Below are 12,330 nucleotides of genomic sequence, written 5' to 3'. Positions count from 1 at the left end.
CCGGAGCCTTGGTGGCTGCCTTCTTGGCCACAACCTTCTTGGCCGGAGCCTTGGTAGCTGCCTTCTTGGCCACAACCTTCTTCGCCGGAGCCTTGGTCACGACCTTCTTGGCCGGAGCCTTGGTGGCTGCCTTCTTGGCCACAACCTTCTTGGCCGGAGCCTTGGTGGCTGTGGCCTTGGTGGCCTTGGTCGCCTTCGTTGCCTTGGCCACGGTCTTCTTTGCGGCGGCCTTGGTGGCCTTCTTGGCCGGGGCCTTCTTGGCGGCTTTCGCGGCGGTGGCGCTGGCGCCAGCGCCACGCTTGACGGCGAGGCCCTCGGACGGGACACGCTGCGCGCCCGAAACAATTGCCTTGAACTGCGCGCCGGGCCGGAAGGCGGGAACGGACGTCGGCTTCACCTTGACCGTTTCACCGGTGCGGGGATTGCGGGCGACGCGCGCGGCGCGACGGCGACGCTCAAAGACGCCGAACCCGGTGATGGTGACGCTCTCACCCTTGTGGACGGCGCGCACAATGGCATTGACGAAATGCTCGACGGCCTCGGTCGCCGACCGGCGGTCGGTGTCCAATTCCTTTGTGAGCACCTCGATGAGCTCTGCTTTGTTCATCCAATCCCTCCGAGACCAGTGGCCCTACTTGAGCCGACTAGAGCACACGGTAAACCCTGATAGCACTGATATCCAAGAGCCACGCGCAATTTCAGATGAGATTATGGGCGAATTCGGCAATCCGGTTACCGCCCTTAGACGCTGACGAGAGCGCCACGAAGACCGGAATTCAGCTCCGGCACAGGCCCTCAAGAAGTGGGCAGCGTGCGCGGTTTCCACTCCGGACGAGCCGCTTCGAAAGAATCGATCTGATCGAGTTTCCGCAGCGTAAGGCCTATATCGTCGAGACCTTCGGACAGTCTCCAGGCGGTGTAGTCGTCAATCGTGAACGCCACCACCACTGTTCCAGCGGTGATATTCCGATCTTGAAGATTGACAGTGATTTCCAGCCCGGGGCTCTGCTCGATAACTTTCCACAGCAGTTCCACATCATCTTGGGCAACCTGGGCTGCCAGCAGGCCCGCCTTGCCGGCATTGCCGCGGAAGATGTCGGCGAATCGCGAGGAGATGACCACCCGGAACCCGTAGTCGAGCAGCGCCCACACCGCGTGTTCACGTGACGACCCGGTGCCGAAGTCCGGCCCGGCCACCAGGACCGAACCCTGGTCGAAAGGGCTGAGATTCAGCACGAAGGACGGATCGGTGCGCCAGGTGGCGAACAGGCCGTCCTCAAATCCCGTCCGGGTGATCCGCTTCAAATAGACCGCCGGAATGATTTGGTCGGTGTCGACATTGGACCGCCGCAGCGGAACTCCGATTCCGGTATGGGTGTGGAAAGCTTCCATGACTAGGCTCCTTTAAATACCGTGTCGGTCAGTTCAAGTCGGAGGGGGACGACAGCGTCCCGCGGACGGCGGTTGCGGCGGCCACCACCGGCGACACCAGATGGGTCCGACCGCCCTTGCCCTGCCGCCCCTCGAAATTGCGATTGGACGTCGACGCCGAACGCTGTCCCGGCTCCAGCTGATCCGGGTTCATCCCCAGACACATCGAGCAGCCGGGCTGGCGCCATTCGGCCCCCGCCGCGGCGAAAACCTCGGCAAGCCCTTCTTCTTCGGCTTGATTGCGCACCCGCATCGAACCCGGAACCACCAGCATCCGCACTCCGTCGGCGACCCGCCGCCCGCGCAGCACACCGGCCACCGCCCGCAGGTCCTCGATGCGGCCGTTGGTGCACGACCCGACGAAGACGGTGTCCACCGCGACGTCGCGCATCGGCGTCCCCGGCGCAAGGTCCATGTACGCCAATGCCTTCTCCGCGGCGCGCCGCTCGTCCTCGTCGTTGATCGCCTCCGGGTCAGGCACCGCAGCACCCAGCGGGATCCCCTGGCCCGGGTTGGTGCCCCATGTCACGAACGGGGTCAGCGCATCCGCGTCCAGGTGGACCTCGGCGTCGAAGCTGGCCCCGGGGTCGGTGCGAAGACTGCTCCAATACGCCACCGCGGCGTCCCAATCCGCGCCGGTAGGCGCATGCGGGCGGCCCCGCAGATACTCGTAGGTGGTCTCATCGGGAGCGACCATGCCGGCGCGGGCGCCGGCCTCAATGCTCATGTTGCAGATAGTCATACGGGCCTCCATCGACAGAGCCTCGATGGCACTGCCCCGGTACTCGATGACATAGCCCTGACCGCCGCCGGTGCCGATCTGGGCGATCACCGCCAAGATGATGTCCTTGGCGGTCACTCCCTCGGCAAGCTGACCATCGACGTTGACCGCCATGGTCTTGAACGGCTTCAGCGGCAGCGTCTGGGTGGCCAGCACATGCTCGACCTCAGAGGTACCGATACCCATTGCCAGCGCTCCGAATGCGCCGTGCGTGGAGGTGTGACTGTCGCCGCAGACCACCGTTGTGCCGGGTTGGGTGAGCCCCAGCTGCGGCCCGATGATGTGCACGATGCCCTGATCGATGTCGCCCATGGGATGCAACCGGATACCGAACTCGGCGCAATTGTGCCGCAAGGTCTCGACCTGGGTACGTGACACCGGGTCCGCGATCGGCTTATCGATGTCGGCGGTCGGCACGTTGTGGTCTTCGGTGGCAATGGTCAGATCCGGGCGCCGGACGGGGCGGCCGGCCAGCCGCAGACCTTCGAAAGCCTGCGGACTGGTGACCTCGTGGACGAGGTGCAGATCGATATAGATGAGGTCGGGTTCGGTCCCGCCGCCGGATACCACTACATGGTCAGCCCAGACCTTCTCGGCCAGGGTGCGAGGCTGCTCGGTCTTGAACATCACTGCCATCCCTCAATCTGTCCATCTCATATGTTGAGACGCTAGTATCTGTATATGGGACAGCATAGCGGCATCGGCGTTCTGGACAAAGCGCTGGCAGTACTGCACGCCGTCGCCGAATCGCCATGCGGTCTGGCTGAACTGTGCGACCGCACCGGACTCCCGCGTGCCACCGCACACCGGTTGGCGGCAGGCCTGGAGATCCACCGCCTGCTTGGACGCGACACCGAGGGCCGCTGGCAGATCGGTCCGGCGGTCAGCGAGCTGGCGGCCCGCGGCGACGATCCGCTGCGAGCGGCCGGTGCGGCCGTGTTGCCGCGGCTGCGGGAGATCACCGGGGAAAGCGTGCAGCTGTACCGCCGCGAGGGCACCGAGCGGGTTTGCGTCGCGGCACTGGAACCGCCTGCAGGGCTGCGCGACACGGTTCCCGTCGGTGCGCGGCTGCCGATGACCGCCGGCTCGGGCGCCAAGGTGCTGCTGGCCTACGCCGATGCCGCCGTACAACAGGAGGTCTTGATGGCAGCCAAGTTCACCGGGCGCACCCTGTCCGACGTGCGGCGCCGCGGCTGGGCGCAAAGCGTCGCAGAACGCGAGCCCGGGGTGGCCAGCGTGTCGGCTCCGGTACACGACCAGCGTGGCACGGTGGTCGCGGCGATCTCGGTGTCGGGGCCGATCGATCGGATGGGTCCCCGCCCGGGCGCACGCTGGTCCGCAGACCTGCTCGCAGCGGCCCACGCGCTCACCGAGCGGCTCTGAGTCCTGGCGGGTCTGAACCGCCTGACAGACTGCAGAGATGGGAACCAAACAGCGCGCACAGATCGTTATGACCGACGCCGAAGTCGCCGACTTCGTCACCAATCACCGGACCGGGACCCTGGCCACCATCGGGCCCGACGGCCAGCCCCACCTGACCGCGATGTGGTACGCCGTGCTCGACGGCGAGATCTGGCTTGAGACCAAGGCCAAGTCCCAGAAGGCGGTGAACCTGCGCCGTGATCCACGGGTCACCTTCCTCCTGGAAGCCGGCCAGACCTACGACACTCTGCGCGGCGCGGCCTTCGAAGGCATCGCGGAGATCGTCGACGACCCGGATGCCATTTTCCGGGTGGGCGTCAGCGTCTGGGAGCGCTACACCGGCCCCTACACCGACGAGATGAAGCCGGGCGTGGACGCGATGATGAACAACCGGGTGGCTGTGCGCATCATCACACGGCGCACCCGCTCCTGGGATCACCGCAAGCTCGGTTTGCCCGCCATGCCGCTGTCCGGCTCCACCGCTCCGGCCGGCGAGTAAACAACTACCGCTGGAGAACAAAAGGCCCGCACCGTTATGGTGCGGGCCTTTTGCGATGTACCCCCGATGGGATTCGAACCCACGCTACCGCCGTGAGAGGGCGGCGTCCTAGGCCGCTAGACGACGGGGGCTAGAACATTTCCGGGTTGCCAGCATAGCTCAACCCGTGCAGACCGCCTAATCGCTTGCGGCGGACTGCTTTTGCTGGGGTACCAGGACTCGAACCTAGAATGGCTGAACCAGAATCAGCTGTGTTGCCAATTACACCATACCCCATTGGCCGGCCATTCCCGCTGGTCAGAGTGCCGGGTGAGCACCGCTGGCCAACCGTTCTTGGGCCGACGAGCAGACTACCAAACTTCTACGGGGAAGTTGTCATCGCGCTTCCCCAACGCCGTCGCGGGCACTCCGCAGCCTGGTCAGGCTGCGTGCCGAGCCGAGCAGTTCCAGCGACTCGAACAGCGGGGGGCTGACCAGTCCACCCGAGACCCCGACCCGGATCGGGCCGAAGGCTTTACGCGGCTTGAGCTCCAGGCCGTCCAGGAGCGCAGCTTTGAGCGCGGCCTCGATGTTGGCGGTGGTCCACTCTCCTACGCCGTCCAGAGCGGCGATGGCCGCGTCCAACACCGGAGCGGCGTCGGGACCCAACTCCTTGGCGGCGGCCCGCGGGTCCAGCTCGTAGTGCTCATCGTTGAAGAACTTCAGCAACCCCCAGGCGTCGCCGAGCACCACGATGCGGGTCTGCACCAGCGCAGCGGCCGTCGCAAAGCCGGCGTCGTCCAGGCCGGTGTCGTACCCGTGTCCGTCGAGATAACCCCGCAGCCGGTTGGTGAAGTCGTCCAGGTCGAGCATCCGGATGTGCTCTGCGTTGAGCGCGTCGGCCTTCTTCTGGTCGAATCGGGCCGGGTTGGAGTTGACGTTGACCACATCGAACGCCGCAACCATCTCATCAAGGCTGAACACGTCGCGGTCGTCCGCGATCGACCAGCCCAGGAGAGCCAGATAGTTCAGCAATCCCTCGGGAATGAAGCCCCGGTCTCGGTGAGCGAAGAGATTGGACTGGGGGTCTCGTTTGGACAGCTTCTTGGTGCCCTCCCCCAGAACGGTTGGCAGATGGCCGAATTCCGGGATCCGATCGGCTACTCCGATACGGATCAGAGCCTGATACAGCGCGATCTGTCGTGGCGTGGAGGGCAACAGATCCTCGCCGCGCAACACGTGAGTGATCTTCATCATGGCGTCGTCGACCGGGTTGACCAACGTGTACAGGGGATCACCATTGGCGCGGGTGAGCGCGAAGTCGGGCACCGTTCCCGCCGGAAATGACGTCGGCCCGCGCACCAGGTCCGCCCAGCCAAGCTCGGTGTCGGGCATCCGCAGTCGCACGACGGGCTTGCGGCCCTCGGCGAGGTATTCGGCCCGCTGCTGCGCGGTGAGTTCGCGATCGAAATTGTCGTAACCCAGCTTGGGGTTGCGGCCGGCGGCAAGGTGGCGGGCCTCAACCTCCTCGGGCGTCGAGAACGCCTCATAGGCCTCTCCGGCCGCCAGCAACTGCGCCACCACGTCCCGGTGCAGGTCGGCACGCTCGGACTGCCGGTAGGGGCCATAGGGCCCACCGACCTCGGGCCCCTCGTCCCAGTCCAGGTGCAGCCAGCGCAGCGCGTCCAGCAGCGCGAGGTAGCTTTCCTCGCTGTCGCGTTCGGCGTCGGTGTCCTCGACCCGGAAGACCAGGGTGCCGCCGGTGTGGCGGGCGTATGCCCAGTTGAACAGTGCGGTGCGGATCAGCCCGACGTGCGGCGTGCCGGTCGGCGATGGGCAGAACCGGACACGGACACCAGATGCGGTCACGACTTTCCTTTGCGAATTACCGGATTGGACAGGGTGCCAATGCCTTCGATGGAGATGGACACGGTATCGCCGTGCTCGATGGGACCAACCCCGTCGGGGGTGCCGGTCAGGATGATGTCGCCGGGCAGCAGAGTCATCACCGCGGAGATCCACTCCACAATGGCCCCGACGTCGTGCATCATCAGCGAGGTCCGGCTGTCCTGTTTGACCACGCCGTCGACCTCGGTGCGGATCGCCAGGTCGGCCGGGTCGAGGTCGGTGACGATCCACGGGCCGATCGGACAGAAGGTGTCGTGTCCCTTGGCCCGGGTCCACTGTCCGTCGGACTGCTGCTGATCACGGGCGGACACGTCGTTGCCGATGGTGTAGCCCAGGATGTTGTCCTTGGCCCGCGCGGCCGGAACATCTTTGCAGGGACGGGAGATGACCACGGCCAGCTCACCTTCGAAGTGAACCGGGGAGGCATTGGCGGGCAGCTGAATCGGGACGTTGGGTCCGATGATCGCGGTGTTGGGTTTGAGGAACATCATCGGGTTGGCCGGTGGGGCTCCCCCCATTTCGGCGATGTGGGCCGCGTAGTTCTTCCCGATGCAGACCACCTTGCTGGCCAGAATCGGCGCCAGCAGGCGCACGTCGGCCAGCGGCCACGACCTTCCGGTGAACTCCGGTGTGCCGAAGGGGTGCTCGGCGATCTCGCGGGCGGTCATCTCGTGTGGCCGGTCCGGGTCTCCTTCGAGGCTGACGAAGGCGACACCGTCCGGGCTGGCAATTCGGCCTAGGCGCATTCGAGCAAGCCTAATGGCGATCGCAAGCGCGGCGGAGCCGGGCGAAGCGGGTCGCCATCACAAGCACCGCCGATCGCAAGCGCGGCGGAGCCGGGCGAAGCGGGTCGCCATCACAAGCACCTGGCCGGCGCGGCTGTGCAAACATAGCCGGATGTCCGCCGAGCCGATCGGTACAGCCGCTCGCTGGTCCGTGGTGCTCGTCGCACTGATCGCCACACTGTGCTCGTTCGTCTTCATCAACGGCATCGCCTTCGTCATCCCGATGCTGGAGACCAAGCGCGAGACCAACCTGGCCATGGCCGGTCTGTTGGCTTCGATGCCCAGTTTCGGCATGGTGTTGACCTTGTTCGCCTGGGGTGCCCTGCTGGACCGCATCGGCGAGCGAATCGTGTTGACCGTCGGTTCGGCACTGACCGCGCTGGCAACATTCGCCGCTGCGTCCATGCAGTCGCTGGTCGCGGTGGGCGCCTTCCTCTTCCTGGGGGGCATGGCGGCCGCCAGTGCCAACAGTGCCAGCGGGCGGCTGGTGACGGGCTGGTTTCCGCCCCACCATCGCGGCCTGGTGATGGGTATCCGGCAGACCGCGCAGCCGCTGGGCATCGCGTTGGGGGCAAGCGTGATTCCCGAGTTGGCGGAGCACGGGCTGGCACGTGCCCTGATGTTCCCGGCGACGTTGTGTGCGGTGGCTGCGGTGGCGTGTGCGATCGGGGTGATCGATCCGCCGCGTGCGCCCCGTTCGGCGGCCACCGGCGCGGAACTTGCCAGCCCGTACAGCGGCTCGAAGGTGCTGTGGCGCATTCATCTGTCGTCGGCGCTGCTGATGGTTCCGCAGTCCGTGCTGGCAACCTTCATGTTGGTATGGCTGATCGTCGACACGCACTGGTCGATCGCCGCGGCGGGCGGGTTGGTGACGGTGTCGCAGCTGCTCGGCGCCGCCGGCCGGGTGGCGGCCGGCCGATGGTCGGACCGGGTGCGGTCTCGGCTGCGGCCCGTGCGCAGCCTCACGGTGGCCGGGGCGTTGGCGATGCTGGCGCTGGGGGCCGCCGATCACGCGCATTCCCCTGTCGCCGAGGCGGTGATGGTTGTCGCCGCGGTGATCACCGTGCTGGACAACGGATTGGCCTCCACCGCGGTCGCGGAGATCGCGGGGCCGTATTGGAGCGGTCGCGCGCTGGGCATCCAGAACACCACGCAGCGGTTGACAGCCGGGATCGCTCCCCCGGTATTCGGTGCGCTGATCGGCGCCGTCGGATATCCGCTGGCGTTTGCACTGTGCGGGCTGTTTCCGCTGGCCGCGCTGCGATTGGTGCCGGTGCGCGCGGAGCCCGCGGGGCGCACAGTCCGCGAGGCGCTGCGGACCCTGCGGGTGCCGCCAGGACCGCCGCCCAGCCCGCCGCCGCCACGCTGAGTCCGACGCCAAGTACCGTCGAAACGATGACGGATACCGATCATGTCCGGCTTCGGACACCGACTGTGGCGGACGGCCCGGCCCTGTGGCAGATGGCCGTCGACAGCGCGGCACTCGACGTGAATTCGCCCTATTCGTACCTTTTGTGGTGCCGCGATTTCGCGGCTACCTCGGTGGTCGCCGAGGTCGGCGGGGAGCCGGGCGGCTTCGTCACCGGCTACCGACGCCCCGAGCAGCCCCAGACTCTGATGGTCTGGCAGGTTGCCGTCAACGCCGCGCATCGAGGCGCGGGATTGGCGGGCCGGATGCTCGATCACCTGGTGCGCGCCCAGGCGATCGACGGTGTCACCCATGTTGAGACGTCAATCACACCGGACAACGAGGCCAGCCGGAGGCTTTTCGGTGCCTTCGCCCGGCGATGGGAAGCGCCGCTGGAATATTCGGAGCTGTTCGGCGCGGGTTTGTTCCCGGAATCGCATCTGGCCGAGGAACTGTTTCGCATCGGACCGCTGGGGGTATCCGCACGTCGCCACTGAGGGTCGCGATGTTGAGATCACAAAATGGTCTCGGTAGGGTAACGAACGCGCAAACGTGAGCCCCGGCTGACTTAGCTGGGGGCATCCGAGCGGGGTGGTAGGTCGAGCCGAGATCACCCGCGGCACACGCATGAATTCGACCTGTCGTTCCGTTCCGTTGTCATTTCCGACGGACGGAGGAACCATGACCATTTTTGAAACCCTTGAATCCGAGGTGCGAAGTTATTGCCGTTCCTGGCCGGTGACATTCAACCGCGCCAGTGGCTCGCGGATGTGGGATGTCGACGGCCGTGAGTACCTGGACTTTTTTGCAGGTGCCGGCGCGCTCAACTACGGCCACAACCATCCCGAGCTGCGGGAGCCGCTGCTGGAGTATCTGAGCGCAGACCGGGTGGTGCACAGCCTCGACATGAACACGGTGGCCAAGGCCGACTTCCTGGAGCGCTTCGAGCAGGTGATTCTCAAGCCGCGGGGACTCGACTACAAAGTCCAGTTCCCCGGTCCCACAGGAACTAACGCGGTGGAGTCGGCACTGAAGCTGGCGCGCAAGGTCACCGGCCGCGAGAGCATCATCAGCTTTACCAATGCTTTTCACGGAATGACGCTGGGATCGCTGAGCGTGACCGGCAATTCGATGAAGCGCGGCGGCGCTGGGATTCCGCTGGTGCACGCCACCCCCATGCCCTACGACAACTACCTCGACGGCGTGGTGCCCGACTTCTTGTGGTTTGAGCGCCTGCTCCAAGACAGCGGCAGTGGGCTGAACGATCCAGCAGCGGTCATTGTGGAGACCGTTCAGGGCGAAGGCGGCGTGAACGTGGCTCGCCTGGACTGGTTACGCGGGCTGGCGGATCTGTGCCGGCGTCACGAGTTGCTGCTGATCGTCGACGACGTCCAAATGGGTTGCGGACGTACCGGACCGTTCTTCAGCTTCGAGGCGGCGGGCATCACTCCAGACATCGTCTGCCTGTCCAAGTCGATCAGCGGGTACGGGCTCCCGATGGCGCTGACGCTGTTGAAGCCCGAGCTCGACGTGTGGGAACCCGGCGAGCACAACGGCACATTTCGCGGACAGAATCCGTCATTTATCACCGCCGCCGCGGCGTTGAACTTCTGGACCGACAACAGGTTGGAGAAGTCCGTGCTGCGCAAGGGCGAACTGATCGAGCAGGCGCTGACCGAAGTCGTCGATCCCATCGACGGCGTCAGCACGCGTGGCCGCGGCCTGATCCGCGGCGTGGCCTTCGATCGTCCGGAGCTGGCCGCAGCGGTGTGCCGGGAGGCGTTCGAACGCGGCCTGCTGCTGGAGACCTCGGGGCCGGATGGCGAGGTCGTAAAACTCATGCCGGCGTTGAATATTGACGACGCGGATCTGACCGAAGGTCTGACAATCGTCGCCGACTCGATCAAGGCCGTCACCGCCGGTGAACTCACCGCAACCACGTCAGGAGCCAGCCGATGATCGTTCGTACTCTCGCCGAGATCAAGGGCACCGATCGCGATGTCGCATCCAAGACCTGGAACAGCCAGCGACTGCTGCTGGCGCGCGACGGACAGCGATTCTCGCTGCACGAGACGATCCTTTACGCCGGCACCGAGACTGCGATGTGGTACGCCAACCACGTCGAAGCGGTGTATTGCGTCGGCGGCGAGGGTGAGCTGATCAACGACGAGACCGGCGAGGTGCACCCACTGAGTGACGGCACCCTCTACCTGCTCGATGGCCACGAGCACCACCGCGTCCTCGCCCACACGGACCTGCGCATGGTGTGTGTGTTCGACCCGCCGGTCACCGGGCGGGAGGTGCACGACGAGACCGGCGCCTATCCCCTGCTCGCTGAGCCCGTCCAGGAGGCGGTCCCGTGACGCCCGCCCTGACCGACCTCCGCATCGATCACTACCCCACCCGCAACCACGACACGATCGGGATCGAACGTCGTCGCCACCCGGTGGTGTGGACTCACCAACCGGCCGGTGGACCGCTGAGCGCGGCCGGTGTTGCGCAGTTCGACGCCGAGGGCTTTCTGGCGGTACGGACCTTGCTGGATGCCGATGTGGTGACCGACCTGCGCGATGAGTTGGACCGCCTGCGGTCCGACGCCGCATTGGCCGCCGACGAACGATCGGTCTGCGAACGCGACAGTGGGCAGATCAGATCGATCTTCGAGGTGCATCGCATCAGTCCGGCATTCGCTGCCCTGGTCGCCGACCCGCGCCTGGTGGGCCCGGCCCGTCAGCTGCTCGGCTCAGATGTGTACGTGCACCAAAGCCGAGTCAACTTCAAGCCGGGCTTCAATGGCCGGGAGTTCTACTGGCATTCCGATTTTGAGACGTGGCACGCCGAGGACGGCATGCCTGCTCCGCGCGCGGTCAGCGTTTCGGTGGCGCTCACCGAGAATCGGGACTGCAATGGATCGTTGATGATCATGCCCGGCTCGCACCGGTGGTTCGTGTCATGTCCGGGACGGACGCCTCCGGATCACTACCGTTCGTCGCTGAGGCAGCAGCAGATCGGCACGCCCGACGACGCGAGCCTGGCGTGGCTGGCCGACCAGCACGGGATCCGGCAGGTCACCGGCCCGGCAGGGTCGGCGGTGTTTTTCGACAGCAACTGCATGCACGGTTCGAGCAGCAACATCACGCCGTATGCGCGCTCGAACGTCTTCATCGTCTACAACAGCGTGGACAACGCATTGGTGGAACCGTTCGGCGCCGCCGCGCCGCGACCGACGTTCATCGCGAGCCGAGTCTTCGACCCGGTATAGATCTGCTGTCGCGTGCCGTTGCGGGCTAGCCGATCTGGTCGCCGATCTCTTTGGCCGCCTCCACCAGCACGGCGGCCACGGCCCGATACTGCGAACTGTGCAGCCGGTGTACCGGCGCGGCGGCATTGAGTGCCAGGAGTACGCCGGGCGCACGCGTGGGGATGGGGACGGCGACCGAGGCGACTCCTTCCTCACTCCCCTCGCGGTTCACCGCATATCCCTGGTGGCGAATTCGGCGCAGCTCGTTGCGCAGCTCTGTCCGGGTACCTACCGAATGTGCCGTGACGCGTTGGAGTTCCTCAACGGGGTACAGATGCGCGAGGTCGGCGTCGGAGAGACGGGCCAGCAGCGCCATCCCGGTCGATGTGCAGTGCGCGGGCATCGTGCGCCCGAGCCGGGACGCCACCCGAACCGCTGTCGGCCCCTCAGCGGCCGCGATGAAGCGGACCTGGGCGCCCTCAAGCATCCCCAAGTGGACTGATTCCCTGAGCTGTTCACTCACGCGGTGCAAGACAGGACTGGCGGCAGCCTCGATGTCGATGCGGTTGAACACCGACAGTGCCACGCTGAGCAGCGCGGGGCCTGGGTGGTACGCCTTGGAGGCCGGATCCTGACGCACGAAGCCCCGATATTGCAGCATGGCCAGCAACCGGTGGGCTGTGGATGACGCGACCTCCAGGTGCGTCGCTGCGTCGGTCAGGCGGACCTGGGGCTGTTGCGCGAAGAGCAGGATGAGCTTGAGCGCCCTGTCGACCGATCCGATCGGATACTGCGGAGCCACGGGGCCGGCGGCGTCACCGGCCGGCCACTCCGGATGATCACTCTGCATAGCAGAGACAGTACTCACCGTTATTG

The 12,330-nt window shown here is 65.9% G+C and carries 13 protein-coding genes and 2 tRNA genes; 7 read left to right on the top strand and 8 right to left on the bottom strand.

Annotation, left to right across the window (positions count from 1 at the left end; all coding sequences use genetic code 11):
• From BST15_RS07440 to leuC, 3 genes are all read right to left on the bottom strand, one after another.
• Positions 1–607 (bottom strand): HU family DNA-binding protein (locus tag BST15_RS07440; protein ID WP_083070884.1); only part of this gene is annotated, 607 nt, incomplete at its 3' end.
• Between the two features lie 188 nt (positions 608–795).
• Entirely contained in the window at positions 796–1,392 is a 597-nt protein-coding gene (gene leuD, locus BST15_RS07435; RefSeq protein ID WP_046187787.1) for a 3-isopropylmalate dehydratase small subunit, read from the bottom strand.
• Between the two features lie 28 nt (positions 1,393–1,420).
• Positions 1,421–2,839, bottom strand: a complete 1,419-nt coding sequence (leuC, locus tag BST15_RS07430) for a 3-isopropylmalate dehydratase large subunit (protein WP_046187806.1) — start codon at positions 2,837–2,839, stop codon at positions 1,421–1,423.
• 54 nt (positions 2,840–2,893) lie between these two features.
• Here leuC and BST15_RS07425 point away from each other — a divergent pair, with 54 nt between their 5' ends.
• Together BST15_RS07425 and BST15_RS07420 are read left to right on the top strand one after the other, a co-directional pair.
• The gene (locus BST15_RS07425) at positions 2,894–3,595 is read left to right on the top strand and encodes an IclR family transcriptional regulator (RefSeq protein ID WP_046187786.1); all 702 of its coding nucleotides are present in this window, start codon (positions 2,894–2,896) and stop codon (positions 3,593–3,595) included.
• A 37-nt stretch (positions 3,596–3,632) separates the two neighbouring features.
• A complete protein-coding gene (locus BST15_RS07420; RefSeq protein ID WP_046187785.1) occupies positions 3,633–4,133 on the top strand; it encodes a PPOX class F420-dependent oxidoreductase in 501 nt (166 codons plus the stop codon).
• 58 nt (positions 4,134–4,191) lie between these two features.
• Here BST15_RS07420 and BST15_RS07415 read toward each other — a convergent pair.
• The 4 genes from BST15_RS07415 to BST15_RS07400 form a co-directional block, all read right to left on the bottom strand.
• Positions 4,192–4,264, bottom strand: a tRNA-Glu gene (locus BST15_RS07415).
• 73 nt (positions 4,265–4,337) lie between these two features.
• Positions 4,338–4,409: transfer RNA gene (locus BST15_RS07410), tRNA-Gln, on the bottom strand.
• A 99-nt stretch (positions 4,410–4,508) separates the two neighbouring features.
• A complete protein-coding gene (gltX, locus tag BST15_RS07405) occupies positions 4,509–5,981 on the bottom strand; it encodes a glutamate--tRNA ligase (protein ID WP_046187784.1) in 1,473 nt (490 codons plus the stop codon).
• A complete protein-coding gene (locus BST15_RS07400; protein ID WP_046187783.1) occupies positions 5,978–6,766 on the bottom strand; it encodes a fumarylacetoacetate hydrolase family protein in 789 nt (262 codons plus the stop codon). The genes gltX and BST15_RS07400 overlap by 4 nt, the downstream gene beginning before the upstream one ends.
• Before the next feature lie 151 nt (positions 6,767–6,917).
• Here BST15_RS07400 and BST15_RS07395 point away from each other — a divergent pair, with 151 nt between their 5' ends.
• The 5 genes from BST15_RS07395 to thpD all read left to right on the top strand — a co-directional run bounded on the left by BST15_RS07395 (position 6,918) and on the right by thpD (position 11,475).
• Positions 6,918–8,174 carry an MFS transporter gene (locus tag BST15_RS07395; protein WP_046187805.1) on the top strand — a complete coding sequence of 419 codons (1,257 nt, stop codon included), beginning with the start codon at positions 6,918–6,920 and terminating at the stop codon, positions 8,172–8,174.
• On the top strand, positions 8,171–8,710 hold the full coding sequence (gene ectA / locus BST15_RS07390) for a diaminobutyrate acetyltransferase (RefSeq protein ID WP_442928565.1): 540 nt from the start codon (positions 8,171–8,173) through the stop codon (positions 8,708–8,710). Before BST15_RS07395 ends, ectA begins: the two co-directional genes overlap by 4 nt.
• Positions 8,711–8,894: 184 nt before the next feature.
• A complete protein-coding gene (ectB, locus tag BST15_RS07385; protein WP_046187781.1) occupies positions 8,895–10,172 on the top strand; it encodes a diaminobutyrate--2-oxoglutarate transaminase in 1,278 nt (425 codons plus the stop codon).
• Positions 10,169–10,576, top strand: a complete 408-nt coding sequence (locus tag BST15_RS07380) for an ectoine synthase (RefSeq protein ID WP_046187780.1) — start codon at positions 10,169–10,171, stop codon at positions 10,574–10,576. Before ectB ends, BST15_RS07380 begins: the two co-directional genes overlap by 4 nt.
• The gene (gene thpD / locus BST15_RS07375) at positions 10,573–11,475 is read left to right on the top strand and encodes an ectoine hydroxylase (RefSeq protein ID WP_046187779.1); all 903 of its coding nucleotides are present in this window, start codon (positions 10,573–10,575) and stop codon (positions 11,473–11,475) included. Before BST15_RS07380 ends, thpD begins: the two co-directional genes overlap by 4 nt.
• A gap of 25 nt (positions 11,476–11,500) precedes the next feature.
• On the opposite strand, the gene BST15_RS07370 is transcribed toward thpD, so the two are convergent.
• A complete protein-coding gene (locus tag BST15_RS07370; RefSeq protein ID WP_046187778.1) occupies positions 11,501–12,304 on the bottom strand; it encodes an IclR family transcriptional regulator in 804 nt (267 codons plus the stop codon).
• Positions 12,305–12,330: the final 26 nt, after the last annotated feature.

Source organism: Mycolicibacter arupensis (assembly GCF_002086515.1).
Classification (GTDB): Bacteria; Actinomycetota; Actinomycetes; order Mycobacteriales; family Mycobacteriaceae; genus Mycobacterium; species Mycobacterium arupense.
The sequence above is the reverse complement of the archived record's forward strand: the minus strand, read 5'-3'. Positions and strand labels throughout refer to the sequence as shown.

Coding starts and splice junctions, on each gene's coding strand:
- BST15_RS07380 (WP_046187780.1), top strand. CDS start 10,169: ATGATCGTTCGTACTCTCGCCGAGATCAAGGGCACCGATCGCGATGTC.
- BST15_RS07400 (WP_046187783.1), bottom strand. CDS start 6,766: ATGCGCCTAGGCCGAATTGCCAGCCCGGACGGTGTCGCCTTCGTCAGC.
- ectB (WP_046187781.1), top strand. CDS start 8,895: ATGACCATTTTTGAAACCCTTGAATCCGAGGTGCGAAGTTATTGCCGT.
- BST15_RS07425 (WP_046187786.1), top strand. CDS start 2,894: ATGGGACAGCATAGCGGCATCGGCGTTCTGGACAAAGCGCTGGCAGTA.
- leuD (WP_046187787.1), bottom strand. CDS start 1,392: ATGGAAGCTTTCCACACCCATACCGGAATCGGAGTTCCGCTGCGGCGG.
- BST15_RS07370 (WP_046187778.1), bottom strand. CDS start 12,304: ATGCAGAGTGATCATCCGGAGTGGCCGGCCGGTGACGCCGCCGGCCCC.
- BST15_RS07420 (WP_046187785.1), top strand. CDS start 3,633: ATGGGAACCAAACAGCGCGCACAGATCGTTATGACCGACGCCGAAGTC.
- BST15_RS07395 (WP_046187805.1), top strand. CDS start 6,918: ATGTCCGCCGAGCCGATCGGTACAGCCGCTCGCTGGTCCGTGGTGCTC.
- leuC (WP_046187806.1), bottom strand. CDS start 2,839: ATGTTCAAGACCGAGCAGCCTCGCACCCTGGCCGAGAAGGTCTGGGCT.